This is a genomic window from Mameliella sp. MMSF_3455 (assembly GCF_030733205.1).
Classification (GTDB): Bacteria; Pseudomonadota; Alphaproteobacteria; order Rhodobacterales; family Rhodobacteraceae; genus Antarctobacter.
The window spans coordinates 183314-207963 of record NZ_JASHJL010000002.1; the positions used below are offsets into that span (position 1 = coordinate 183314).

At 65.4% G+C, this 24650-nt stretch carries 21 protein-coding genes; 11 read left to right on the top strand and 10 right to left on the bottom strand.

All coding sequences use genetic code 11. The annotated features are described in order from the left end of the window. Window positions 1-117 precede the first annotated feature (117 nt). Window positions 118-1320 carry an aminopeptidase P family protein gene (locus tag RBB42_RS02055; protein WP_305967848.1) on the top strand — a complete coding sequence of 401 codons (1203 nt, stop codon included), beginning with the start codon at window positions 118-120 and terminating at the stop codon, window positions 1318-1320. A gap of 49 nt (window positions 1321-1369) precedes the next feature. On the opposite strand, the gene RBB42_RS02060 is transcribed toward RBB42_RS02055, so the two are convergent. After that, on the bottom strand, window positions 1370-1921 hold the full coding sequence (locus tag RBB42_RS02060; protein WP_305967847.1) for a hypothetical protein: 552 nt from the start codon (window positions 1919-1921) through the stop codon (window positions 1370-1372). A gap of 114 nt (window positions 1922-2035) precedes the next feature. Here RBB42_RS02060 and RBB42_RS02065 point away from each other — a divergent pair, with 114 nt between their 5' ends. The 3 genes from RBB42_RS02065 (at window position 2036) to RBB42_RS02075 (ending at window position 3363) form a co-directional block, all read left to right on the top strand. Next, a complete protein-coding gene (locus tag RBB42_RS02065) occupies window positions 2036-2368 on the top strand; it encodes a hypothetical protein (protein ID WP_305967846.1) in 333 nt (110 codons plus the stop codon). 96 nt (window positions 2369-2464) lie between these two features. Then, entirely contained in the window at window positions 2465-2734 is a 270-nt protein-coding gene (locus RBB42_RS02070; protein WP_305967845.1) for a hypothetical protein, read from the top strand. A gap of 14 nt (window positions 2735-2748) precedes the next feature. Continuing rightward, window positions 2749-3363 carry a DUF1523 family protein gene (locus RBB42_RS02075; protein ID WP_305967844.1) on the top strand — a complete coding sequence of 205 codons (615 nt, stop codon included), beginning with the start codon at window positions 2749-2751 and terminating at the stop codon, window positions 3361-3363. A 33-nt stretch (window positions 3364-3396) separates the two neighbouring features. Here the strand turns inward: RBB42_RS02075 and RBB42_RS02080 are convergent, their stop codons facing one another. The 4 genes from RBB42_RS02080 to RBB42_RS02095 form a co-directional block, all read right to left on the bottom strand. Continuing rightward, window positions 3397-4869 carry a hypothetical protein gene (locus tag RBB42_RS02080; RefSeq protein WP_305967843.1) on the bottom strand — a complete coding sequence of 491 codons (1473 nt, stop codon included), beginning with the start codon at window positions 4867-4869 and terminating at the stop codon, window positions 3397-3399. 375 nt (window positions 4870-5244) lie between these two features. After that, on the bottom strand, window positions 5245-6117 hold the full coding sequence (locus RBB42_RS02085) for a dimethyl sulfoxide reductase anchor subunit family protein (RefSeq protein ID WP_305967842.1): 873 nt from the start codon (window positions 6115-6117) through the stop codon (window positions 5245-5247). Next, a complete protein-coding gene (locus tag RBB42_RS02090; RefSeq protein ID WP_305967841.1) occupies window positions 6118-6867 on the bottom strand; it encodes a 4Fe-4S dicluster domain-containing protein in 750 nt (249 codons plus the stop codon). Window positions 6868-6982: 115 nt separating this feature from the next. Further along, window positions 6983-9796: a molybdopterin oxidoreductase family protein gene (locus tag RBB42_RS02095; protein ID WP_305967840.1), complete on the bottom strand. Its 2814-nt coding sequence runs from the start codon at window positions 9794-9796 to the stop codon at window positions 6983-6985. A gap of 230 nt (window positions 9797-10026) precedes the next feature. Between RBB42_RS02095 and RBB42_RS02100 the strand changes: the two genes are divergently transcribed. Beyond that, the gene (locus RBB42_RS02100; RefSeq protein ID WP_305967839.1) at window positions 10027-10878 is read left to right on the top strand and encodes a phosphate acyltransferase; all 852 of its coding nucleotides are present in this window, start codon (window positions 10027-10029) and stop codon (window positions 10876-10878) included. Window positions 10879-10882: 4 nt separating this feature from the next. On the opposite strand, the gene RBB42_RS02105 is transcribed toward RBB42_RS02100, so the two are convergent. From RBB42_RS02105 to RBB42_RS02120, 4 genes are all read right to left on the bottom strand, one after another. Then, window positions 10883-12034, bottom strand: coding sequence for an acetate/propionate family kinase (locus tag RBB42_RS02105; RefSeq protein ID WP_305968085.1), 1152 nt, complete (start codon window positions 12032-12034; stop codon window positions 10883-10885). Next, the gene (xsc, locus tag RBB42_RS02110; protein ID WP_305967838.1) at window positions 12034-13827 is read right to left on the bottom strand and encodes a sulfoacetaldehyde acetyltransferase; all 1794 of its coding nucleotides are present in this window, start codon (window positions 13825-13827) and stop codon (window positions 12034-12036) included. The genes RBB42_RS02105 and xsc overlap by 1 nt, the downstream gene beginning before the upstream one ends. Window positions 13828-14091: 264 nt before the next feature. Beyond that, entirely contained in the window at window positions 14092-14928 is an 837-nt protein-coding gene (locus tag RBB42_RS02115; protein ID WP_305967837.1) for an SHOCT domain-containing protein, read from the bottom strand. A gap of 91 nt (window positions 14929-15019) precedes the next feature. Next, the gene (locus RBB42_RS02120) at window positions 15020-16210 is read right to left on the bottom strand and encodes a glycosyltransferase family 4 protein (protein ID WP_306043360.1); all 1191 of its coding nucleotides are present in this window, start codon (window positions 16208-16210) and stop codon (window positions 15020-15022) included. Window positions 16211-16412: 202 nt separating this feature from the next. On the opposite strand from RBB42_RS02120, the gene RBB42_RS02125 reads away from it, so the two are divergent. Genes RBB42_RS02125 through RBB42_RS02135 form a run of 3 tightly spaced genes read left to right on the top strand, consistent with a single transcriptional unit; the run spans window position 16413 to window position 19620 of the window. Beyond that, window positions 16413-17816, top strand: coding sequence for a hypothetical protein (locus tag RBB42_RS02125; RefSeq protein WP_305970150.1), 1404 nt, complete (start codon window positions 16413-16415; stop codon window positions 17814-17816). 11 nt (window positions 17817-17827) lie between these two features. Beyond that, window positions 17828-19114 carry a glycosyltransferase gene (locus RBB42_RS02130; protein WP_305970149.1) on the top strand — a complete coding sequence of 429 codons (1287 nt, stop codon included), beginning with the start codon at window positions 17828-17830 and terminating at the stop codon, window positions 19112-19114. Beyond that, window positions 19111-19620, top strand: a complete 510-nt coding sequence (locus RBB42_RS02135; protein ID WP_305970148.1) for a GNAT family N-acetyltransferase — start codon at window positions 19111-19113, stop codon at window positions 19618-19620. Before RBB42_RS02130 ends, RBB42_RS02135 begins: the two co-directional genes overlap by 4 nt. 11 nt (window positions 19621-19631) lie before the next feature. Here the strand turns inward: RBB42_RS02135 and RBB42_RS02140 are convergent, their stop codons facing one another. Then, window positions 19632-20123 (bottom strand): serine acetyltransferase, encoded by a 492-nt coding sequence (locus RBB42_RS02140; protein WP_305970147.1) that lies wholly within the window; start codon window positions 20121-20123, stop codon window positions 19632-19634. 156 nt (window positions 20124-20279) lie between these two features. Here RBB42_RS02140 and RBB42_RS02145 point away from each other — a divergent pair, with 156 nt between their 5' ends. The 3 genes from RBB42_RS02145 to RBB42_RS02155 are packed head-to-tail and all read left to right on the top strand — an operon-like array spanning window position 20280 to window position 24642. Next, window positions 20280-22331 (top strand): acyltransferase family protein, encoded by a 2052-nt coding sequence (locus RBB42_RS02145; RefSeq protein ID WP_305970146.1) that lies wholly within the window; start codon window positions 20280-20282, stop codon window positions 22329-22331. Continuing rightward, the gene (locus tag RBB42_RS02150; protein WP_305970145.1) at window positions 22328-23881 is read left to right on the top strand and encodes a GMC family oxidoreductase N-terminal domain-containing protein; all 1554 of its coding nucleotides are present in this window, start codon (window positions 22328-22330) and stop codon (window positions 23879-23881) included. The genes RBB42_RS02145 and RBB42_RS02150 overlap by 4 nt, the downstream gene beginning before the upstream one ends. Continuing rightward, entirely contained in the window at window positions 23878-24642 is a 765-nt protein-coding gene (locus RBB42_RS02155; protein ID WP_305970144.1) for an SDR family oxidoreductase, read from the top strand. The genes RBB42_RS02150 and RBB42_RS02155 overlap by 4 nt, the downstream gene beginning before the upstream one ends. Window positions 24643-24650: the final 8 nt, after the last annotated feature.

Sequence of the window (24650 nt, forward strand, 5' to 3'; positions counted from 1 at the left end):
CCTGCACCTGGGCAGGCGATGGCGTCGCCACTTTCAGCCCCTCACCCGTCCTGAACGCCGGGACCTTGCTTTGCCAGCGCGGTAGAGGAAGGCTCCGCCGCGTCTCAGGAGGGTTTCATGGAACGTCCCCAACATTATCGTTTTCACCAGGGCCAGAAGTGCCTGCCGTTCGCACCCGAGGAATACGAGGCCCGGCTTGCCGGTCTGCGTGGGGCGCTGGCGGAGGCCGGGCTTGATGCCGCCATCTTCACCTCGATGCACAACATCGCCTACTACTCGGGCTTTCTCTACTGCAGCTTCGGCCGTCCCTACGGCCTTGTCGTGACCCCGACCGAAAGCGTGACGATCAGCGCAGGGATCGACGCCGCCCAGCCCTGGCGACGCTGCCACGGCGACAACATCACCTACACCGACTGGGAGCGGAACAACTACTGGCGTGCCATCGCCTCTGTCACCGGCACCGGCAAACGGCTGGGTTATGAGGGCGATCACATGACCCTGGCGCAAAAGGCGCTGATGGACGGCTTTCTGGCCCCGACCCGTACCAGCGACATCGCCCCCGCCACGATGCGCCAGCGGATGCACAAGTCACCTGCCGAAATCGCGCTGATCCGCCACGGCGCCCAGGTGGCCGATGTCGGCGGCTACGCCATCCGGGACGCGATCAAGCCGGGCACAAGAGAGATCGACGTGGCAATGGCCGGTCGCGACGCGATGGAACTGGAAATCGCCAAGAGGTTCCCCGAGGCCGAGTACCGCGATACCTGGGTCTGGTTCCAGTCCGGGATAAACACCGATGGCGCGCACAACCCGGTCACCGGGCGGGTGCTGGAACGCGGCGATATCCTTTCGCTCAACACCTTCCCGATGATCTCGGGCTATTACACGGCGCTGGAACGCACGCTTTTCGTTGGTGAGGTCGACGCCGCCAGCCTGAAGGTCTGGGAGGCCAATGTCGGCGCGCATGAATACGGCATGGGCCTGCTCGAACCGGGCGTGTCCTGTGCCGAGGTGACTCACAAGATCAACGCCTTCTTTGCAGAACGCGACCTCTTGCAGTACCGGACGTTCGGTTACGGCCACTCCTTCGGCGTGCTCTCGCACTACTACGGGCGCGAGGCCGGCCTGGAACTGCGCGAGGACATCGACACGGTGCTGGAACCGGGCATGGTGATCTCGATGGAGCCGATGCTGACGATCCCCGAAGGCCAGCCCGGCGCCGGCGGATATCGCGAACACGATATCCTTGTCATCACCGAGGACGGCGCCGAGAACATCACCGGCTATCCCTACGGCCCGGAATTCAACGTGGTGGGCTGAAACGCCGGCAGGATGGGTTGATTCAACCCATCCTTTCCTCTGGCACCGGTCAGAGCCCGAACCGGGACATCTCGGCGAAATCCATCATGTCCAGCAGGGGGCGGGTCTTTTCCGGGTCGCCATCGGTCTGGACCAGGATGCGATTGGCGATCAGCGCCATCATCTGCCGATCCTGAATGGCAAATTTCTGACGCTGGATGCGCTCTGTCTTCATGCCCATCATCGCGGCATTGGCGATCATGCCCGACATGCTCATGACCATCGGGTTGTCGGCCATCAGCGTGATCTTGATCCGCTCGCCATCGGGATCGGTATAGGTCGCCTCGGCGCCCACGCCGCCACCCATCATGGCCAGCCCCTTGTTCATCTCGGTGTTGATCTCGCGCGTCCAGCCATCGGGCGCCTCTGGCAGAAAGCCGCCAAGGCTGGCGGTCTTCATTTCCAGCAGCTTGGCCCGCGCCATGTCCAGTTCGTCGAGGGCGTATTGAATATCGCCGTCCTCGTAGGCTTTCAGCGCCGATTCCATCAGGTCAGAGACATCGTCGGCCTGCGCGGGCAGGGCAAAGGCGGTCAGCATCAATACGGCAAAGGTCCGGGTCACGGTAATTCTCCCTGTCAATTCCTGGCCACACCCTGACGCCGGGCGCCGGAGCAGGCAAGGTCGGGAATATCCTGCCCGTTGAATACGCGGCGCTCCGCCCCCATCCTTGTCCACATGATCCTGCAGCTTCTCCTGCCCGTGCTGGGCCTCATGCTTGTCGCCGCGCTTGTCACACGTGCGGTCGAGGCTGTCCTGCCCGAAAGCCTGGGCGCCCTGGCCGCGACAACCGTGATCTCGGGGTTGCTGGTCTGGCTGCTGACCTCGGCCGGATTCGCGCTTCTCTACACGATCGAGGACGCGCGGGTATGGGACCTGCTGGGACAGGCCCCCAGCGCCTCTCTGGGGTATTTCCTGCGGTTGGGCGCCAGCGCGGTGCTGATATGGGGACCTGTCCTGCTGCTGGTCGTCAGCACCGCCCCCCGCCGCTGGAAGACGGCGGTCTGGTGACACCCGCGGCCTTTTCCCATTGTGACACCGCGTTTCACCGCATTCCCCGTTGATTTTTCACGCCACCCGTATCACCTCATTTTCAGGAGGGTGGGTATGTTCGCACTGGCGCGGTTCCTGATCATGGCGGCAGTCGTGCTCACGGTGGTCTACGGGTCGCTGTGGTTCTACCTGCGCGCCCGACGCCGCGAGATGCTGGAAACCGATTGGGCCGCCGACCCGGCCGAGACCCGCTCTCAAGAGGACTATGTGCAAAAGGCGCTGGAGGAATTCGACCGCAGGCGCCATCGGACCCTTGTGCTTCTGGTCTATGCCGTGCCTCTTTGCCTCGTGACCCTGATCGTGTATCTGACGAATTTCCACTGAAAGGCGCCGCGCGCATGAAATATGTGAAATGGACCCTGATCATTCTGTTCTGGCTGCTGGTGGCGGGTTTCCTTCACTACACGCTGCCCCAGCATGACGTGGCGCGGATCACCGACACCTACGAAAAACGCGAGAACCCCAGCGACAACCCCTGGTTCTGGTCGCAGGCCAACACGGGCAGCGCGCCCGGCGGACCGCGCGACGTGTTCTTCATCCAGACGCGGCGCGCCAACAACGACATCATGGTCTACCGCAACGAGGATACCGGCTGGGGCTGGCCGCCCTATTTCAAGTTCGACACCTCGAACTTGCAGGCGGAAGCCGCGGACCTGCGCTCGACCGCCGAGAACCCCACCTGGGTGGTGATCCGCCACTATGGCTGGCGCAACGAGTTCATCTCGATCTTTCCCAATGCCGTCTCGATCCGCGAGGTCGAAGGTCCCGACGTCACCATCATTCCCTGGCTGAACATCATCATCCTGGTGACGCTGGCCGCGCTCTACTGGGCGATTCGCGTGCGTTGGCTGCGGTTCTGGGAAAACCGGGTGGACCCGGTTCTGGGCGCCGCAGGGGACAAGCTGGACGAGGGCGGCGATCGCGTGCGCGGTCTCTTCGGTCGGTCGAAGTAAGGACCGAAGTGCCCTGCCCCGGCGGGCTGCCCTTCACAGCCCGTTGTCGCTCAAAAAGCTCTCGTAACGCCTGACCAGTTCCGGATCCACCGGGTTGCCGCCGCGATTGCAGGCGCCGTTCTGCGTCCGGCTCCAGACCTCCTTCAAGGTCTCCTGCGGGATGCCGTCGAAGGAAAAGGCCCGGTGCCGTGCATATATCGCCGGGTCACCGTAATCGGCAGCTCCATATTCCATGCAAATGCACAAGGCGACGGCACCACGATCGGGCACATTTCTTCCCTCGATTCGGGCCGATTGCATGTAGGCCGGATAGCACTGAGCCATGAACTGCCGCCAATCCGGCTGAAACCCCGTCGGCGCTGCGTCCGCCAGCTCATCCGGACCTGACACTCCAGCCAGCCTTGCGATAGCGCTCTGCAGCCTGCGAACGTTCGGACCATCACACCCTTCGAGCTGCACGAGGCGCGCGGCGGCGGCCTCGATCTTGCCGATGGATTCCGGCGACGACCAAGAGGCGCTCATGGAGCGAACGAAGCGCTCCAAACGGCGCTCCACGAACAGAGGGTCGACCCTCGAAGCTGAAAACGAGGTCCTGCTCTGACCCAAGAGATTGCGCTCCTCCATCTCGATTGTTGTGCGGATGTCGATGCGCACGATGGGCTCGGACAGGCATTTGCGGGCATTTATATTGTAGCTCCATCCTTCCAGCACGCGCAGCGCCGCAACGCGCCGTTCCTGCTCCGTCGCCATTTCCGGCTTGTCCCGCAGCAGGGACATCAAACCTTTTTCGTCGGTCAGCGCGGCCATTGGCGCGGGCAGGACCGTGTCGCCGGGCTGTGCCGTCCCGGCGATCCGGATGATCCCGTCCACGACCGTGAGCGGACCTTCGCGAGGCACAAGCCCACCCTCGGTATCCCAGCGGTCGTCAGGACTGGTTCGCCAGGAAAGCTGGAGCGGTTCGCCCGCCAGAACCTTTTGTTCGAGAAGCCCAACGAGAGCACGGGAGTCCCCGACCCGAGACATCTCATAGCCCGCGCGCAGGCCGGCCGAATGAGCCGGGCTCAAAGGGTCCACGGCCTCGATGGTCCGCGAGTTCAGCTTTGGCGCATAAAGGATGCCGGTCTTTGCATAGACCACCTGGCGGGCCCGTTCATTAGCCACCTCGAAGGTGTTCCCGCCGAGCGCAACCATGAACTCTTCGCCGCCCCGCAACTCGGGCGGGATCGGACGGCCGCCGGGCTGAATGAATTGGACACCACCCTGCAGGGCCGCCTCTACGCAGGCCATGTCAGAGCACCTGATATCTTGCCCGTCCAATGGCCGGATTCTGAAGCCGGAAAAAGTCAAACCCGTGTCAAACCGCTGCGGAATACGCGGGGCAAGAATATTGAAACCGCCAAGCACGAACCCATCAGCGCCGTGCACGAGTTCGAACCCCATGACCTCGCGTACGATGTCGGAAGCCCCTTCCAGCGGAACGGATTCATCAAAGGGCTGCAGGCTCATGTCCTGTGCCATCGTACACGTGGCGCCAAAGACTCCAAGGATCATGGACAAGACCCGAGGCGCCCAGATGGCGTCAGATCCTTTGCGACGCTGCGTGCGTGTCAATGAATGGACGTATTCAAGCAATGAATTCACTCCCGATGCGTTTCTTGAAAAAGCGTCTGTAAAATGATGTCCCGGGCCGGGCAGTGCTGCGCCACACCGTGAGACTGAAGAAAGTGTATTCAAAACGTGATTCTGATCAATGGGACAGGGAAGGTTCCGGGCCTCTTGCCCCCGGGTGCCGACGCGACGCACCGATTGCCGCCAACGGCGCTCCGAGAACAGCCAGCCTATCGCATCGTTCCCCGGATCGCTCTCGCATCCGGCCCCGGTTCAGCGTTTGCCGTAGTAGAGACCGACCACATGCTCGGCCTCGGCAAAGAATAGCCAGCGGGCGGTCAGCACGCCTGCCACATGGGCAAGCACCGCCAGGACCGCCAGCCAATGCCCGAAAGGCAACAACAGCAGGAATGCGGGCAGGACCACCATCAGTCCCAACGCGATCAGCCGCAATTTGTGCGCGTGTTTGCGCCCGACCACAAAGACCATCTCGCGCAGCAGGTAATTGCTGCCCGTGTGCGGCGGTTCAAAGGCACGGACCCTGCCGATCTGGCCGAGACCGGTGGCGCTTTCGATCGTGGTGCCGGAGGCGGCCAGCCGTCGGTCCCCCGCCAGCCACCACCCCCCCTGTGCCAGCGCGGCCAACCCGATCAGGACAAGCCCCGTGGTCACGCGGCCCGAAAGCAGGGCCCCACCGCCCAGCGCGTAGAGTTGGAACAGCACCGGCGTCGACCAATGGTGCCAGCGCGGAACGGTTTTCAGCTGGGTGTAGATCATCGAGGTGGTGAAAACGGTGGCGAGGCACAGGATCGCCCCCAACCAGCCAAGCACATGAACCTGCAGACCGAAGAACACCAGCAGAGCCGCGTAGATCCCCATGACGACCAGCGCCGCACAGGCCGTCCATGCCTCGCGCGAGAGCCAGCTAGACCGCCATTGCGTAAAGGCCTTGAGCGCCCGTTCGGGACGGCCAAGGTGCAGCGTGGAGGCCATGAGACCGCCGATGGCCAGAACGTAGCCGATCAGGAAAAAGGCGAAGGCAATCCAGCCGGTCGGCGCATCCGGATCGACGCCAAGCCAGAACAGCAGGCCAAGACCGAGGCCGGAGAAGGTGGTAAAGGCGATGATCGAAGGCGCCGGGTGCATTCAGAGTTTCTCCAGCGTCTTGTCGATCCAGGCAAGAAAACCGCGCGGCTCTTCGGCCACCGGCTCTAGGAACGGGGCCAGGACGTCGACCTCTCCCTGCCAGCTGTCGCGCGGACGCGGCGGCAGGTACTTGTTGACGGGCTTCGTGCCCTGTTCCGGCATCAGGTCCATGCCACCTCGGTCCGCCACCAGGCGGGAAACGTCGCTGTCGGGGTCAGAAAGATCGCCGAAATGCCGCGCGCCTGCCGGACAGGTGCGCACGCAGGCAGGGGTCCGGTCCTCCTCGGGGAGGGTCTCGTTGTAGATGCGATCGACACAAAGCGTGCATTTCTTCATGACACCTTCGGCGAGGTCCAGTTCGCGCGCGCCATAGGGGCAGGCCCAGGCGCAGAGGCCGCAACCGATACAGTCGGTTTCGTTGACCAGCACGATGCCGTCCTCGGTGCGCTTGTAGCTGGCCCCGGTGGGGCAGACGGTGACGCAGGGCGCGTCCTGACAGTGCAGGCAGGACTTGGGGAAATGCACCAGCTGTGCCGGGGCGTCGTCGGGCTGAACCTCGTAGCTGTGCACGCGGTTGAGGAAAGTGCCCGAGGGATCGGCGCCGTAGGGATCCTGGTCCGAGAGCGGCGCACCGTAATTCTCGGTGTTCCAGCCCTTGCAGGAGATCACGCAGGCATGACAGCCGACGCAGGTGTCGAGATCGATGACAAGCCCGAGGCTGCGGGTCGTCTGTTCCGGCAAGGTCGTCATGTGCGGCCCCCGTGATCCAGCGGCGCCGCTGACGCGGCACAGGTTTCTTCAAGGGGCGCTGCCCCCGTCTCCCTTTGGTCGACTCCCCCGGAGGTATTTTTGGCCCAAAGAAACATCAGGGTTTGGTCTTCCATGCCAGTTGCGCCGGCCCCTGCCCGACAGGCGAAGTGATTTCACCAAAAGACGGCTGGCTTCCGGCGGGTGGAGTGACCTTTTCGATGCGCACACGCAGGTCGAACCAGGCGGCCTGGCCCGTGACCGGGTCGGAATTGGACCAGCGGAGTCCGTCGCCCTTTGGGGGGAGCAGTTCGTGGATCAGGTGGTTGAGCAGGAAGCCTTGCGTCGCCTCGGGGGCGCCCGGTTTCAACGCCCAGGCCCCCTTGCGCTTGCCGATGGCGTTCCAGGTCCAGATCGTGTGCGGGTTGAGCGCGGCCATTTCCATCACCGGCACTGTGATGTCACCGTGAGGCGAGGTGATGCGTGCCCAATCGCCGTCCGAGAGGCCGTGGTCCCGCATCAGGCGCGTGGGCAGGTACATCGGGTTGTGACCATGCAGTTGCCGCAACCAGGCGTTCTGACTGCCCCAACTGTGGTACATCGCCATCGGGCGCTGTGTCAGGGCGTGGACAGGGTATGTGCCGGGATCGCCGGCGTCGGGCGCGTACCAGATCGGCATCGGGTCGAGCTTTGCACGGATTTGTCCGCGCAGGTGGTCGGGCGGCTGGCGGTCGCCCTGCCCTTCGGCCGCTCGCTGAAAGCGACGCAAGGGTTCGACGTAGAGCTGAAAGAGGTAGGGTGCGGCCGAATCGCAGAGCCCGGCCGTGACCGCCCAGTCCTGGTAAGCGCGGTTCCAGGGTTTGAAATACTGCGCCTCTACCGGGATGTGCATTGCAAAGTGGCCGCCGTTGGCGATGTAGCTGTCGATCTGCGCGGCATTGGGTGCGCCGCGCCCGTGTGTCAGGCCGGTATCCGACATGCGCCAGCCGGCCAGAGGACCGATGCCCGGGCGCCGTTGGTGGGTCTGGATGTAGTCCGCGTAGTCGGCGTAGGTCGGCGTTCCGTCCTCGTCGATCATGCCCGGCAGGCCAAGCCGCGCGCCGAGGTCCAGGAGCACCGACTGGAAGCCCCGCACGTCCCGGTCCGGCTCCACCACCGGCCAGCGGATGGCATCCGCCGCCGCGTCCGGCTCGGAGATCGGGCGGTCGAGCAGCGAGATGCAGTCGTGGCGTTCCAGGTAGGTCGTGTCGGGCAGGATCAGGTCGGCATAGGCGACCATCTCGGATGAGTAGGCATCCGAATAGATGATGCGCGGGATCTTGTAGTCGCCGTTTTCGTCGGTGTCGGTCAGCATCTCCATGACACCGCTGGTGTTCATAGAGGAATTCCACGCCATGTTCGCCATGTAGAGAAACAGCGTGTCGATCCGGTAGGGATCGCCCGCGTGCGCGTTGGAGATGACCATGTGCATCAGACCATGCGCCGACAGCGGGTTTTCCCAGGTAAAGGCCTTGTCGATGCGCAACGGCTGGCCCTTGTCCGACAGTGCCAAGTCCTCGGGTCCTTGCGGGTAGCCAAGGTGCGGCCCCTTCAACGGCTGGCCGGGCGCTGCCTGCGCATGGGGGCGCGGATGGGCCTCGGCCGGTTTCGGATAGGGCGGTTTGAAACGCATGCCACCGGGGGTTTCCACCGCGCCCAGAAGGATCTGCAGGATGTGGAGGGCGCGGCAGGTCTGAAACCCGTTGGCATGGGCGGAAATCCCGCGCATCGCATGGATCGCCACCGGGCGTCCCACCATGCGGTCATGCCTTTCGCCGCGGAAATCCGTCCAGGGCTGATCCAGAATCACCGGGTCGTCGAAGGCCGCGCGGGCCAGTTCCGCAGCCAGAGCGCGGATCCGTTCGGGCGTCAGGCCACAGCGCTCGGCCACGGCCTCTGGTGCATATTGCGGATCGAGGTAGCGTTCCGCGATGCGGTGCATGACAGAGGTATGGGTGACACCCGCGCGCCGAATCTGGCCAGTCAGGTCGGGCCGCACGCCGGGCGCGTCAAAGGCGGTCGGCTTGCCGGACTCGCGGCAGATCACCTGCGGCTTGCCATCCTCGCCGCGCAGGAAAAGACCATAGTCAGGTGATTTCGGGTCGCAATCCAGCAGGACCGGCGCATTGGTGAAGCGCGCCAGGTAATCGAGGTCGATCCGTCCCGCCTTGAGCAGGCAATGGACCAGCGAGAGGATCAAGAGCCCATCGGTGCCGGGCGTGATCCCGATCCAGTCGTCCGCCACCGCGTTATAGCCGGAACGGATCGGATTGACCCCGATCACCTTGGCGCCACGCGCCTTCAACCGCCCGAGTCCCATCTTGATCGGGTTGCTGTCGTGGTCCTCGGCCACGCCGAACAGCAGGAAAAGCCTTGCGTGTTCCCAGTCGGGCGCGCCGAACTCCCAGAAGGCGCCGCCCATCGTGTAGATGCCTGCCGTCGCCATGTTGACGGAACAGAACCCGCCATGAGCGGCGAAATTCGGCGTGCCATAGGCCTGCGCCCACCAGCCGGTAAAGCTCTGGCTCTGGTCACGCCCGGTGAAGAAGGCCAGCTTTTCGGGTGCGGTCTCACGCAGGGGTTTCAACCACGAGACGGCGGTTTCCAGCGCCTCGTCCCAGCTGATTTCCTCGAACCGGCCCGAGCCACGCGGGCCGACGCGCTTCAGCGGCGCGCGCAGGCGCGAAGGCGCGTTGTGTTGCATGATCCCGGCGCTGCCCTTGGCACAGAGCACGCCCTTGTTGACCGGGTGATCGCGGTTGCCCTCGATATAGGCAACCTTGCAGTCCTTCATGTGCACGTTGATGCCGCAGCGGCAGGCGCACATGTAGCAGGTGGTCTTGCGGACTTCGTCCGAGACCCTGGGCGATGTCTCAACCCGAGGCTGTGCCATGTCCCCTCCCTCTGACGCCGTCTGACGGGCGCGCAAGTTGATGCATCATTCGTATATCAATTCTGCCGCTCTGCAAGCCTGCGCAACTGGGTTCTATTTTTTCTCGCCCAAGCGGATGATTTTCCCGAAATCCGCCGCCTGGCAAGGCCTGCATTCCCTCCGAGACGCGTTGATCTTTGCCCTTGCCACACGCCAAACTCATCAAGGCAAACGGGCGGAGGACAACCGGCATGACATTCCTGGAACGGGCCTTTGACCGGGCGCGGGCGCGGCGGGCGCGTGTCGTCTTTCCCGAGATCGAGGAACCGCGCGTGGCAGCGGCCTGTGACAGGCTGCGCGCCGAGGGGCTGGCGACCCCCATCGGCCTGATCCCGACGAGTGACGCCATGATCGCCACGCTGGTCGAAGCGCGCGGCATGAAGGAAAGCCTGGCCCGCCGGATGCTGGACCGCCCACTGTACCGCGCCGCCGCGATGGTCGCCGCCGGAGAGGCCGAGGCGATGGTGGCAGGCGCCGATGCGCCGACGCGGCGGGTGATCGAGGCGGCCTCGATCGCCATCGGTTTGGCCGAGGGCGTCAGCCTGCCGTCTTCCTTCTTTGCCATGCTGATGCCGGACGGGCGTACCCTGATCTTTGCCGATTGCGCGGTGAACCTGTCGCCGGATGCCGAAGGGCTGGCCGCCATCGCACGGGCGTCCGAACGCACCGCACAGGCGCTTCTGGGAGAGGCGCGGGTGGCGCTCTTGTCCTTTTCCACCGGTGCAAGCGGCGCGGGTGACAGCGTGGACAAGGTGCGTGCGGCGGCAGAGATGACGGGTTTCGCGGGGCCGGTGCAGGCGGATGCGGCGCTGAACCCCGGGATCGCCGCGAAGAAGGGTATGGGGTCGGGGGATGCCAACGTGCTGGTCTTTCCCGATCTCGATTCCGGCAACATCGGGTACAAGCTGGTGCAGGAACTGGCCGGGGCGCAGGCGCTTGGGCCGATCCTGCAAGGGTTCCGCAAGCCGGTCTGCGACCTGTCGCGCGGCGCCACGGTTGATGACATCGTGGCGGCAACGGCGGTGACGCTGGCGCTGGATTGACCAGTCATGCCTGCACCAGGTCCAGCGCGGCGCGGGCGATGACCCGTTCCTCTTCGGCGGGCAACACCCAGGCGGTGACGGCCGCCCCCTCGACATGCAGCCGAGGGGCATTTCGCGCGTTCTTTTCAGCGTCGTACCCAGCCCCGGCCCAGGCCAACCCGTCAAGGATCGCCACGCGGACACGGGCAGAGTTCTCGCCGATGCCGCCGGTAAAGACGACGGCGTCCAGCCCCTGCATAGCCGCGATCAGGCTGCCTCCATGGCGCCGCGCCCAGTAGGTGAAATGCTCGATGGCAAAGGCCGCGTCGTCGGCGCCGCTTTCCTCCAGCGCGCGCATGTCCGAGATCCCGCCCGAAAGGCCTGCCAGCCCGGAGCGGTTGTTCAGCAGGTCGCGCGCGCCGTCCACCCCGCGTTCTTCAGCCAATCGCAGAACCGCGTTCGGGTCGATGCTGCCGGACCGTGTGCCCATCGTCAGCCCGTCGGTCGGGGAATACCCCATCGTCGTCGCCACGCTGCGCCCGCGCAGGATCGCACAGGCCGAGGCGCCATTACCCAGGTGAAAGGCCAGGACACGTTCCGGCAAGGCCCCGGCCAGAGCTTCCAGCCGCGTAACAAGCCCGGCATAGCTGAGCCCGTGGAAGCCGTAGCGCCGGATACCGGCCTCGGCGCAGTCGGGCGGCAGCGCATAGCGCTGCGCGACCTCTGGGCAGCTGGCGTGAAAGCCGGTGTCGAAACAGGCCACCTGCGGCAGGTCGGGCGCCAGCGCGGCCAGCGCCTCCATCGCCGCCAGGTTGTGCGGGTTGTGCAAGGGCGCCAGCGGTGCGCAACGGTCAATCTCGGCGCACACCTCGGGGGTGACCAGCAAGGGGTCCGCTAGGTTCGGCCCGCCATGCACGACGCGGTGCCCGGTCACGCGCAACGAGGTCAGAGCAACGCCCTGCGCCGCCAAGGCGTCCAGCACCACCAACAATGCGGCACCGTGATCCGGCGCCATCACCTTCTGGCGCAGGACGCCCATGCGCAGCACCGCCTGTTGGCCGATCCCGTCGACCCCGCCGCGCAGCACCTCGTGCAGCGCAGCGTCGAAGACCACGCATTTGATCGAGGAGGACCCGACGTTCAGGACAAGAACATCCCCTCCCGCCGGGTCAGCCATCATTCCGCCGCTTTGGCCGGTGTCTGCGGGCACATGTCCGAGGGGTCGATCCCCGCCACCACAACCGGTTTCTTCATCGCGTCGCGGCGGAAGGGTTCGCCAAGCTCCTGGTTGATCATCGCCTCGATCAGCGTGGTCACGCCGTTTTGCATCTGGTCGGTAATCGCCTGGTTCAACGCCGCCGTCAGCTCATCCATCGTGCGGGCGATGACGCCCTTGAGACCGCAGGCCGAAGCGATCCCGGCATAGCTGACGCCCTCGTCCAGTTCGGTGCCGACGAAATTGTCATCGTACCACAGGGTCGAATTCCGCTTTTCCGCGCCCCATTGGTAATTGCGGAACACGATCTGGGTGATCGCGGGCCACTCGCCGCGTCCGATGGCGGTCAGTTCGGTGACCGAAATGCCAAAGGCACCGTCCCCGGCAAAGCCGACGACCGGCACATCGGGGCAGCCGATCTTGGCCCCGATGATCGAAGGCAGGCCATAGCCGCAGGGGCCAAAGAGGCCGGGCGCCAGGTATTTCCGCCCCTCGTCGAAAGAAGGATAAGCGTTCCCGATCGCGCAGTTGTTGCCGATGTCCGAAGAGATGATCGCCTCGCGCGGCAGGGCGCTCTGGATGGCGCGCCAGGCCATGCGCGGGCTCATCCAGTCGGGCTTGTCGGCCCGGGCGCGCTGGTTCCAGCTGGTGCCTGGGTCGTCGTCCTCGTGGGTCATCTCGGTCAGTTGCTGCGCCCAGCGGCTCTTGGTTTCGGCAATCCTTGCGCGGCGCGCCTCGCGGCCCTCGTCGCCCGCGGTGTCGGCCAGCTTGTCGAGGATGCCGCGCGCCACCTTGGCCGCGTCCCCGATGATGCCCACGCTGACCTTCTTGGTCAGGCCGATGCGGTCGGGGTTGATGTCGACCTGAATCACCTTGGCGTCCTTGGGCCAGTAGTCCATGCCATACCCCGGCAGGGTCGAGAACGGGTTCAGCCGCGTGCCCAGCGCCAGCACCACGTCCGCCTCCTTGATCAGTTCCATCCCTGCCTTGGATCCGTTGTAGCCCAAGGGCCCCGCGAACAGGGGGTGGCTACCCGGGAAAGCGTCATTGTGCTGGTAGCCCACGCAAACCGGCGCCTCCAGCCGCTCGGCCAGCGCCATGCTGGCGGCGATCCCGCCCTCGGACAGGACCACCCCGGCGCCGTTCAGGATCACCGGGTTCTTCGCCTCCGACAGCAGCGCGGCGGCGGCGGCGACCGAATTTTCACCCCCCGAAGAGCGCTCGAATTCGATCGGCTCGGGGAGGTCGATGTCGATGACCTGGGTCCAGTAGTCACGCGGCACGTTGATCTGGGCGGGCGCACTGGCGAGCTTGGCCTGGGCGATCACGCGGGTCAGCACCTCTGCGATGCGGGAAGGGTCGCGGACCTCTTCCTGGTAGGCCACCATGTCCTCGAACAGCTTCATCTGCTCGACTTCCTGGAACCCGCCCTGCCCGATGGTCTTGTTCGCGGCCTGCGGCGTGACCAGCAACAACGGCGTGTGGTTCCAGTAGGCGGTTTTCACGGCGGTGACGAAATTGGTGATGCCCGGGCCGTTCTGGGCGATCATCATGCTCATCTTGCCGGAGGCACGGGTATAGCCGTCTGCCATGATCCCGCCCGAGCCTTCGTGCGCGCAGTCCCAGAACATGATGCCCGCGCGCGGGAAGAGATCGGAAATCGGCATGAAGGCCGAGCCGATGATCCCGAAGGCATGTTCGATCCCGTGACGCTGAAGCACCTTCACGAAGGCTTCTTCGGTGGTCATTTTCATAGGCCGCGCTCCCAAGGCAAAGGCGCCGGCAGAAGGTGCCGGCGTTTGCGGGCCAATCTACTGGCGGGATGGAGTGCCGAATAGGGCCAGTTGGAGGGGCGGGTTAAGACCAGAACACGCCGAACAGAGGATGCGAAGCATTGCACGGGGCGCGCGTACCGGCGAAGGCGGATTTGCGGGTTTTGAGGCAAAGCGCCCCGGCACGGAACACGATCACAGACCGCCGCAAAACCGTCCAGGCGAACCCGGCGACCGCACCCACGGTTACAACCGCGACAGCAACTCCGCCTTCTTCGCGGCAAATTCGTCCTCGCTGAGGATGCCCATGTCGCGCAGGCTGCCCAGTTTTTCCAGCGCGGCAAAGATCTGGTCGGAATCGCCGCCCTGCTGAACCGGCGCGGGGGCCGGCTCGGGCTGGAAGCTGGGTTCGGGCTTGTAGACCGGCTCTGGCTGCATAGGCGCCGGCTCTGGTTGGGCAAAGGATGGCTCGGGCGCAGACCCCGCCCCCGAAACCACCGGAAGCTGGTTCAGGTAGACCGTTCCGTACTGGCTGGTAAAGGTCCAGCTGGCATCGCCCGACTGCTGCTGCCCGACGCCGCCGATCAGGTGATCGCCGGTGTCATAGACCGTCACCTGCCCGTTCAAGTTCACCGCCAGCCGACGCGACTGCGGAAAGATCGCGTAGCTGAGGTTGTTCTGCGAGCCCTGCGACGAGGGCTGACCCAGCTCCGACGGCCACCAGGAGCCAAAACTGCCGCCCGAGAAGGTCATCGAGGCGCCGCCCTGCTGCTGACCCTGCCAGCTGCCCTGCGGCTGCGGCGCGGGCTGGTAGAAGGCGCCCTGGTAATAGGCATTTGCGATTTCGCCGCAGAGGTTGTTCACCGTGTTCTGCAAGCCGATGTTGAACATGTCGCCGACCATCGTCATGCCGCCGGACTGCCATTGGCCCATGCCGCCCAGTTCCGGGACGTTGAACTGCGCTTGCATTCCGCCGCCACGGCTGACGGCATCCATCATCGACAGGACCGCGTCGGGGCTCAGCCCATAGGCCTGCGAAAGGCGGGATTGCACGGCCAAACCGTGATCTGTGAGGGGGGACATGATGTGCTCCGGCCGCTTCGGGCTTTGAGGAAAGACTCGGGCTCAACCGCTAGCACATGCCGCGCCGCAGCACCAGCAGGGGCCTGCGGTGTCAGGCGCTCCGGACCCGGCGCGTATCGCGTTTGCGCGCCACCGCCTCGTGCAGGAGTGCCGCGGTCCGTCGCCCCCAGGCATCCCAGTTGAGCCGCTCTTCGAACTCGGCCCGCGCCGCGCGGCCGAGCCGGGCATAGCTGTCGGGCGCATCGAGATAGGACAGGATGATGCGCGCGAAATCAGTGGCCTTCGCCCCCAGCGGCAAGGCATGGCCCGTGATCCCGTCACGAACCGGCACGCCCCCCACCCGCAGGCAGAGCGACGGCAGGCCGTGGGCGGCGGCCTCGCAAAAGGCGAAGCCGTAGGATTCGAAGGACGGCATGACCATGAAATGCGACTCGGCCAGGGCGGTGTCAAAGATGGCCTGCTCCTTGGGCACGGCCTTGTTCAACTGCGGGTAGACGGTGACGAACGGGTTAACATGATCCTCTGGCGGCAAGCAGCCGATCACGGTCAGCCGCGCATCCACTTCCGCATCGCGCAACGCCATCATCGTGTCGAAGGCCACAGGCCCGCCCTTGGCCACCCAGTCACGCCCGACGACCAGCAGGCGCACGGGCTGTCCCTGGCGCAAGCTGCGCGGGGCGGGCAGCGGCGGGGCGGGGATATTGGCGCCCCAGGGCACCAGCCGGCTGCGGTCCGGTGCGATTCCATAACGGCTTTCGACGGCCGTCCGCAGCCATTCCGACGGCCAGAGCAGAAGATCCGCCCGCGCCAGCGCCGCGCGCTCCCGCCGTTCGACCCAATCGTCAAGGAACCGGCCCAGCTTGAAGATGCGTTCATGCGCCTGCCCGATTTCGGATTCGCGGTAGACCGTCTGCGTCGCGTCCGAGGTGAAGGCCGCGACCGTATCCGAAGGCACCCGCACCCCCGCCAGCGCGTGCAAAGCATAGGCCCCGAAAAGCACATCGTATCGGCCCCGCCGCAGCTCTGCCTCGATCGGACGCGCGATCACCCGGCGCAAGGCATAATGCGCACGCCAGCGCGCGCGCAGGCTCACCCGCTCCGGCATGGCTTGAATGAGGCGACGCAGGGGGTCTGCCGCGCCCCAGATCTGCGGCAAGACCGTGACCTCGCCCGCGTGGCTCCGCAACGCATCGAATATCCGCGCATTTCCCCCGGAATACAGGTTCCGGTCCAGCGGCGACATATCGCACAGATAGGCGATGCGGAGAGTGTCGGGGGTCATGGGCCTCTTCCCGGTGCGGGTCTGATCCCTGCAATGATAAGAGAAACTGGCCTTTTTACGACCGTTTCGCGCCCATGAGGACACGACGCCCGAATTGCGCCGGATTTCACTCTTTTGCTTCATTACAGCCGCGACTTTGCCCCGCCCCCTTGCTAGGTCACACTGGAACCCGGCGCATCCCGCGTCCAAACGCAAAGCGACCATGCCCAACCAGATTGCCTTTCTTGCACTGGCGGCAAGCCCGATTTTCGTGGCCGTGATGATGTCACGGCTGCGCCTTGATCGTGCGATCATCTGGTCGCTGATGCTGTGCTACCTGTTCCTGCCGGAACCGCCGGCGGTCTTCGATTTTCCGATGATGCCGCCGCTGGACAAGCACAATATTCCGGCACTGATGGTCTTTGCCCTGACCTTGTGGCGCAAGGAAGCCAGCGGCCCGCTGCTGCCCCGATCGCGGCTTGGCAAGGTGCTCTTGCTGACTTTCCTGTTCTCACCCGTGATGACGGTCCTCAACAACGGAGAGCCGGTGTTCTTCGGCATCGTCGGCCTGCCTGCACTGGGGATCAAGGACGCGGCGGCGCTGGTTCTGGAACAGATCCTGATGGTGCTGCCCTTCCTGCTGGCCCGCCAGCACCTGGCCTCTGGCGGCGCGATGCGGGAACTGTTGCGCGCGCTGGTCTTCGGCGGTCTGATCTACACGCCGCTGATGTTGCTGGAGATGCGCGTCTCTCCCCAGCTCAACAACTGGGTCTACGGCTATTTCCAGCATTTCTTCGCCCAGACCATCCGTTTTGGCGGCTACCGGCCCATCGTGTTCCTCTACCACGGCATCTGGGTGGCCTTCTTCCTGATGACCTCCGTTGTCTCGGCATGGGCACTGTGGCGCTGGCACGAAGGCCAGACCCGGATCAAGGCGCTGGCCGTGGCGGGCTACCTGACCCTGGTCCTGATCCTGGCCAAGTCGCTGGCGGCGCTGATCTTCATGGTTCTGCTGGTGCCCCTGGTGGTCCTGCTTGCCCCCCGTGCGCAACTGCGCATCGCGCTGCTGATCGGCGCGGTGGCCCTGGCCTACCCGATCCTGAAAGGCGCCGACCTGGTGCCGCAGGAGCAGATGCTGGCGCAGGCCGAAAAGATCGACCCGGACCGCGCCGGCTCTTTGCGCTTCCGTTTCCAGAACGAGGACACGCTGCTGGAACGGGCCTATATGAAACCGGTCTTCGGCTGGGGCAGTTGGGGGCGAAACCACATCCTCGATCCGTTCAGCGGGGTGATCCTGACCGTGACCGACGGGTTCTGGATCGTCTCTCTTGGCACCTATGGCTGGGTCGGGTTTCTGGCCCAGTTCGGCCTGCTGCTATGGCCACTGGTGCTGATTTGGCGCGCCATGCCGATGCAGGCCCCCGATGCGGTGTCTCCCTTTGTCGGGCCGCTCTCGCTGATGCTGGCGATCAACGTGGCGGACATGATCCCCAACGCAACGCTGACACCGATGACCTGGCTGATTGCCGGCGCGCTGACCGGCTACGCCGAGCGCCTGCGCGAAACCGCACCCAAACGGCGGCAGGCCACCGCTGCAGGCCACCTGCGGCGGCGCACGGCGATGTAGAGAGGTCCCTGATGTCCCAAAGACCCCGCGTCCTCCTGGTCGCCGACGAATGCAACCCGGAGTGGCCCTCTCTGCCCATCGTCGGCTACAAGTACGCGCTGGAAATCGGCAAACGGACGGATGTGACCGTGGCCACCCATGTGCGCAACCGCGAGAACATCGAGAAGGACGGGCCATCCGTGCCCGTGGTCTATATCGACAACGAGTGGATCGCCTCACCCATGTACCGGCTCGGCAGGCTGATCCGGGGCGGCGATGAGGTCGGCTGGTCGACCTCGATGATCTTCAACTACCTGCCCTATCTTGCCTTCGAACGCGGCGTCTGGCGCCATTTCCGCGATGACCTGCGGGCCGGGCGTTTCGACATCGTGCACCGCATCACGCCCATGTCGCCCACCCTGCCCAGCTGGCTGGCGCACAAGGTACAACAGCCCTTCGTGATCGGCCCGCTGAACGGCAACCTCGACTGGCCGCGCGCCTTTGCCGCCGAACAGGCGCGCGAAAAGGAAGGGCTGCGGAAGTTGCGGAATTTCTACAAGTATCTGCCCTTTGCCCGCAGCACCTATGACGATGCCGCCGCCGTGCTCTGCGCCTTTTCGCATACGCGCGCCGACCTGCCCCGGGTCGAGGATGGGCGCATCGTTTCCTTCCCCGAGATCGGCTTTGACCCTGCCATCTTTCACGCGATTGGCGCCGCGCCCGCGGGGCGCCGTGGCAACGGCCGGCTGGATTTCCTCTATGCGGGCCGCCTTGTCCCCTACAAGCTCCCCGAACTGCCGATCCGCGCCTTTGCCGCCTCCGCAGCGCTACGCCGCCACCACCTGCATGTGGTCGGCGATGGCCCTGAACGTACGAGGATGGAGGCGCTGATTGCCGAACACGGGTTGGAGGACTGCATCACGATGCATGGTCGCAAGAGCCAGGACGAGGTGGCCGAGCTGATGCGCAAGTCCGACGCCTTTGTCTTTCCCTCGATCCGCGAACTGGGCGCGGGGGTGGTGATCGAGGCGATGGCCTGTGGCTGCCAGGTGATCGTGGCGAATTACGGCGCGCCGGGCGACCTCGCCGACCAGGGTCGGGGTGCGCGGGTCGAAATGGGCACCTTCGACCGCATGGTGGACGGGTTCCGCCTGGAAATGGAGGCCTGCGCCGAGGCCCCCGCCAATATGGCCGAGACCGCAGAGCGCGCCAAATCCTATGCCGACGGCTATTTCCCCTGGGCGAAAAAGGGCGAAAAGACCATCGATGTCTATCGCGCCTTGCTCGATGGCCGCCCGCTTGAAGGGCTGGGCTATTGACCGGCTTCACCACCAAACGGCTGCGTGTCACCCCCTGGGGAACGGCACTCGACGATCCGGCCAGCCGCGCGGCGATCGAAGACCGCCTTGCCCGGATCCTCACACCGCCCGTCCTGCGCCCGCTGCCGCCGTCCGTGCAACTGGACGGCACAGCAGAGCAGATCGCCAACTGGATCGCCGCGCGCCGCGCCGCATCCGAGGTCTGGCTGGTCGAGACCGGCGAGGCCCTGATCGGCCTGCTCATGCTTTTCTCCGATCCCGAGGGCGACCGGGACTCTGCACATCTCGGCTACCTTTTCGCCGAAGAGGCCTGGGGCAAGGGCTTTGCCACCGAACTGGTCCAGGGCCTCGCAGCGCATCTCGACGCCACCGCTCCCATGACACTCCGCGCCGGCGTGGACCGCAGCAACCCCGCCTCCGCCCGCGTGCTGGAAAAGTCCGGCTTTCTCCCCGATCCTGGGGCGGGGAGTCCCGAAACCCTGCGCTTTCGCCGCCCGCCACGGTGACCGCCGGCAGGTCAATCTGACCGGGTGATCAACTTCGCCGGAACCCCCGCCACGGTGGCCCCGGCGGGCACATCCCGCGTCACCACCGCGTTGGCGCCGATCACCGCGTGATCCCCCACCGTCAGCGGCCCGATCAGCTTGGCCCCCGCGCCCACGTCGACGTGACCGCCCAGCACCACCGGCCCGGCCAGCGTCACCTGGTGAAAGATCATGCAGTTCACGCCGATCCTCGCCTCCGGGTGCACGATGATCCCCGTCGGATGGGTCAGGCGCAGCCCGCCGCCGATCTCGGTCGTCAGATGCAGCTCGCTCTGGCACATCAGCGACCAGAACCAGTGATTGAGCACCCAGTATCGCGCCACCATCCGTCCCAGGGGACCACGTCCGCGCCAGGCCTGATACCGGCGGACCGCGCGGATCATCTTCTTGCCCGGTTCCCAGAACCGCTCGATCCGCTCGCGCGACCAGTCCGGCACTTTGGCCGAGATCAGATTTTCCGCCATTCCGGTATCCAACGCCCGCGATCCGCCATATTACTGCCCTGAAATGCGGTATCCTAAGGGGTATGGCAACACTCTGACCGCAGGGTGCGCACAACCCGGAGCCTCCGGAAGGAAGAAAATGACGCTCTCGCCCCTTGGTCGAGGACATCCGCAGGCATGAGCGCGCCTGCGCATACGCCTCTCCCCTACCGGGGGGATATCGACGGGCTGCGCGCGGTCGCCGTGCTGGCCGTCGTACTCTATCACTTCGGCCTGCCGCTTTCTGGCGGTTTCGCGGGCGTCGACATCTTCTTTGTGATCTCGGGCTTTCTGATCGGCGGCATCCTCTGGCGCGAGTATGATTCCACGGGCCGCGTCAGCCTGCCGAATTTCTACATCCGCCGCTTTCGCCGCCTCGCCCCCGCCTTTTTCGCCATGTTGCTGGTGACAACGGCGCTCGGCTGGGTTCTGCTGCTGCCGTTCGAGTTCCGCGAATACGGCAAGGCCGTGATCGCCTCCACGGTCTACCTTTCGAACGTGCTGTTCTTCAGGCAGGCGGGCTATTTCGACACCGCGTCCGAGGACAAGCCGCTTTTGCACACATGGTCACTGGCGGTCGAGGAGCAGTTCTACATCTTCCTGCCGCTGGCGATTGTCCTGCTGGCGCGCTGGCGCTGGGGGGTGATCGGCGTTCTGGTGGCCTGCTGGGCCATGTCGCTGGCCGCCTGCGTGCTGATCACGCCACTGTCACACACGGCCACCTTCTACCTCTTCCCCTTCCGGGCGTGGGAGTTGCTTTCGGGCGTTCTGTTGGCGATCTGGGGGCATGAGACCCGCGCCACATGGCGGGGCCATCCGGCGCTGTCCTCGGTCGGGCTGGTCATGGTGCTGGCCTCGATCTGGTTCATTCCCGCGGGGCCGCTCTTTCCCGGATTGCTGGCCATCCCGCCGGTGTTGGGCACCGTGCTGCTTTTGTCATCGGGGACCGGGGCCTGTGCGGTCAACCGGCTGCTGACGCATCCGTGGATGCGGATGATCGGTCTGATTTCCTACTCGCTCTACCTGTGGCACTGGCCGGTCTACACACTGGCCACATCGCTGCGGGGCGAGATGGGCCTGCCGGAATCACTGGCATGGATGGCGCTTTCCTTCGGGCTTGCCTGGCTGTCCTGGCGCTTTGTCGAGCAGCCCGTGCGCCATGCCCAAACGCTTACCGGGCGCACTGTATTCTCAGGGGCGGTGCTGGCCTCGACTGTCGCGCTGGCCATTGGCGGAGTCCTGTTCAAGGGTGACGGGGTGCCAACCCGTTTCGGCCCCGAGGCGCGGGTGCATATCGCCGCATCCGGCGACTTCCTCCAGGACTGGAGCCGTTGCTATACGCCCGATGACGGCCCGCTTGACGGGTTGGAAGTCTGCCCGATCGGGCCAGAGGGCGCGCCGCGTCTGCTGGTCTGGGGCGACAGCCATGTCCGCGCCATGAAAGAGGGGCTGGAGGTCGCCGCGCATGAGGCCGAAGTGCCCGGCATCATCCTCTGGCGCGCCGGGTGCCCGCCGCTGTTCAGGCTGCGCAAGGTCGAAAGCGCCGCCACCGCCGGGCAGGACATGGCCTGCACCCAGGCCAACATCCAGATCCGCCAGGCCCTGCCCGCGCTCGACAGCCTCGACTCGATCCTTCTGATCGGGCGGTGGAGCTATTATGCGACCGGGCAGGGCGTCGGGCTGAATGCCCATGACAGGATCGCGCTGCACCCCACGGACCGGCCCGTGTCCACCAAGGTGACACAGGCACAACTGCTGGCGGAGGCCGCGCGCGACACGGTGGCAGAGCTACGCCGCCATGTGCCCCGCGTACACGTCCTGCGCCAGCCGCCGGAAATCCCGCTGTACAACAGCCGTCTTGCCGCGCGCGAGGCGGCCCATGCGGGCCTGCCCCTGGCCGCGCGCCCACGGACAGAGGCCAGCGTTCCGGCGGCGGCCATCGTGCTGCGGGCCACCCTGTCCGATGCGCCCTGGCTACCGCTGGCCGAGCGGGGCGAGATCACCTTGCTCGACACATGGCCACAGTTCTGCGCAGAGGGCACCTGTTCTGCCGTGCAAGGCGGGCAGGGCCAGTATTTCGACAACAACCACCTGACCAATTCCGCCGCGATCCGCATTCGCACGGTCCTGCAGCCGGTCTTTCAATCGCTGATCCCTGAAGTTTCGATGCAAGGGGCCTCGGACGGATGACGTCACCGTTCGACACGGACTGGGATGCCATCGTCATCGGCGCAGGCATGGGTGGCGGCACGCTGGGCCGCGCCCTGGCAGAGGCCGGGCAAAAGGTGCTGTTCGTCGAGAAGGGCGCAAAGGGCCTGCGCAGCGAAAGAAATGGCCTGACAGATGTCTTTGTCCCCGAGGCCCGCGCCGCGCGCGGCCTCTGGCCCGATCCGCTGCATGTCTCGCTGGATGGCGTGGAAACGCGGTTCTTTGCCCCCTTGGGCAGCGGTCCGGGCGGCAGTTCTGTCTTTTACGCGGCGACACTGGAACGGCCCGAACGGCACGACCTGGACGACCTGCCCGGACAGCCCCATCCAACAGGCGGCTGGCCCGTTGGCTATGATGAAATGGCCCCTTGGTACGACCGCGCCGCGCGGCAATTCCGGGTGCATGGCACGCCCGACCCGCTCTCGCCCGAGGCGCCGATGCCGCTGGACACCCCGCCGCCCCTGCAGGCGGCAGAGGCCGCATTGACCGAAAGCCTGCGCGCCGCAGGCCTGCACCCCTACCACACCCATACCGGCATCGCCCGGGTCGAGGGATGTGAGAACTGCCTGGGGAAGAAATGCCCCAGAGCCTGCAAGATGGATGGACGCTCTGCCGGGGTGGAACCGGCGCTGGCCACGGGCAATGCGCATCTTGTTACCGGGCTCGCGGTCACCCGCCTGTTGACCGACGGGACGAAAATCACCGGCGCAGAGGTCCGCGCCGATGGCGAAACGCGCAGGCTCGACGCCAAGCGCTATATCCTTGCCGCAGGCGCCCTGCATTCGCCCCGCTTGCTGCTGGCATCGGGCTGTGAGGCCGCCCCGAAGGGCCTTGCCAATTCCTCGGGACTTGTCGGGTGCAACCTGATGCTGCATGTCGACGAACGCTTTGCCCTGTGGCCGAAACGCGGCGTACCGGAGGGCGGCGCGACCAAGGCGATTTCATTCCGCGACTTCTATCACCGCGAGGACATGAGGCTGGGCACGGTGCAGGCAATGGGCATCCGCGCCTCCTATGGCGAAATGGTGCATTTCTTGAACCGCATGTTCGACCTGCGCGGCCAGCCGCGCCTGCGCGCCCTGTCGCGCCCACTGGCCGCAGCCGCACAAGTCCTTCTGGGCCATGCGCAACTGTTCGTCGGGCTGATGGAGGATTTCCCTTACGCCCATAACCGGGTGCTGTACGATCCCGCGAACCCGGAAAAACTGGCCGTGACATATACCCTGTCGGATGAGCTGCGCCTCCGCCGTCGCGCCTTTCGCAAAGCGCTGCGCAAGGGGCTGCGGGGGCACAGGCATCTGTTCCTGTCGATGGCGCCGGAACTGAACTGGGGGCATCCCTGCGGCACGCTGCGGTTCGGACATGACGCGATGCATTCGGTCACCCGCGCCGATGGCCGCGCCCATGATCTGGAAAACCTCTGGGTTGCGGATGCCAGTTTCATGCCCACTTCGATGGGCGTGAACCCCAGCCTGACCATCACCGCCCACGCGCTGCGCGTCGCTAGCCATATCCTGGAGGACCGGCAATGACCCGGATCACGCCGGAAGACGGGTTTGCAATTGTCACCGGCGCCGGCTCCGGTTTGGGCCGCGCGCTGGCCCGCCAGTTGAGCGACGCCGGGTTTACCGTGGTCGGCACCGGGCGCCGGGCCGAAGCGCTGAAGGAAACCGGCGCAACCTGCGCAGGAAGGTTCGAGGCACTGCCGATGGACGTGTCGGATTTCGCAGCGGTCCGGCAGGGCTTTGCGCAGGCCACTGTCCGTCACGGCGCGCTGGCATTGCTGATCAACAACGCCGCCGTCTACCCCAAGCGCGATGTCCTGGACGAGACACCAGAGATGTTCTGGCAGAGCATGTCCGTCAACCTCGGTGGGGTTTACGCCTGTTCCTGGGCCGCATTGCAGGACATGGCGCCGCGCGGCACGGGGCGCATCCTGAACGTTTCCAGCTATGCCGACATCGCCCCGCTGCCCGCCTCCGCCGCCTATTCCGTGTCGAAGGGTGCGCAAAGGGTGCTGAGCCGCGCCCTGATCGCCGATCTGTACGACCGTTTCCCCGGCATCGTCATCACCGACTGGCTGCCCGGCGCGCTGGCCACCGGCATGGGCGTCTCCGAGGGGCTGCCGCCAGAGACTGCCGCGCAATGGGGGGTGAAACTGGCCCTGATGCGGGATCAAACCTTGAACGGCGCCACGTTCGAGCGAAACATGGAACTTCTGCCGCCACGCGGGCTGAAAACCAAACTGAAAGATACCCTGCTGCTGCGGCGCCCGCGGCGCCGAAAGCTCTGATCCCTTGG

Coding starts and splice junctions, on each gene's coding strand:
- RBB42_RS02055 (WP_305967848.1), top strand. CDS start 118: ATGGAACGTCCCCAACATTATCGTTTTCACCAGGGCCAGAAGTGCCTG.
- RBB42_RS02065 (WP_305967846.1), top strand. CDS start 2,036: ATGATCCTGCAGCTTCTCCTGCCCGTGCTGGGCCTCATGCTTGTCGCC.
- RBB42_RS02070 (WP_305967845.1), top strand. CDS start 2,465: ATGTTCGCACTGGCGCGGTTCCTGATCATGGCGGCAGTCGTGCTCACG.
- RBB42_RS02075 (WP_305967844.1), top strand. CDS start 2,749: ATGAAATATGTGAAATGGACCCTGATCATTCTGTTCTGGCTGCTGGTG.
- RBB42_RS02080 (WP_305967843.1), bottom strand. CDS start 4,869: ATGAGCCTGCAGCCCTTTGATGAATCCGTTCCGCTGGAAGGGGCTTCC.
- RBB42_RS02085 (WP_305967842.1), bottom strand. CDS start 6,117: ATGCACCCGGCGCCTTCGATCATCGCCTTTACCACCTTCTCCGGCCTC.
- RBB42_RS02090 (WP_305967841.1), bottom strand. CDS start 6,867: ATGACGACCTTGCCGGAACAGACGACCCGCAGCCTCGGGCTTGTCATC.
- RBB42_RS02095 (WP_305967840.1), bottom strand. CDS start 9,796: ATGGCACAGCCTCGGGTTGAGACATCGCCCAGGGTCTCGGACGAAGTC.
- RBB42_RS02100 (WP_305967839.1), top strand. CDS start 10,027: ATGACATTCCTGGAACGGGCCTTTGACCGGGCGCGGGCGCGGCGGGCG.
- RBB42_RS02105 (WP_305968085.1), bottom strand. CDS start 12,034: ATGGCTGACCCGGCGGGAGGGGATGTTCTTGTCCTGAACGTCGGGTCC.
- xsc (WP_305967838.1), bottom strand. CDS start 13,827: ATGAAAATGACCACCGAAGAAGCCTTCGTGAAGGTGCTTCAGCGTCAC.
- RBB42_RS02115 (WP_305967837.1), bottom strand. CDS start 14,928: ATGTCCCCCCTCACAGATCACGGTTTGGCCGTGCAATCCCGCCTTTCG.
- RBB42_RS02120 (WP_306043360.1), bottom strand. CDS start 16,210: ATGACCCCCGACACTCTCCGCATCGCCTATCTGTGCGATATGTCGCCG.
- RBB42_RS02125 (WP_305970150.1), top strand. CDS start 16,413: ATGCCCAACCAGATTGCCTTTCTTGCACTGGCGGCAAGCCCGATTTTC.
- RBB42_RS02130 (WP_305970149.1), top strand. CDS start 17,828: ATGTCCCAAAGACCCCGCGTCCTCCTGGTCGCCGACGAATGCAACCCG.
- RBB42_RS02140 (WP_305970147.1), bottom strand. CDS start 20,123: ATGGCGGAAAATCTGATCTCGGCCAAAGTGCCGGACTGGTCGCGCGAG.
- RBB42_RS02145 (WP_305970146.1), top strand. CDS start 20,280: ATGAGCGCGCCTGCGCATACGCCTCTCCCCTACCGGGGGGATATCGAC.
- RBB42_RS02150 (WP_305970145.1), top strand. CDS start 22,328: ATGACGTCACCGTTCGACACGGACTGGGATGCCATCGTCATCGGCGCA.
- RBB42_RS02155 (WP_305970144.1), top strand. CDS start 23,878: ATGACCCGGATCACGCCGGAAGACGGGTTTGCAATTGTCACCGGCGCC.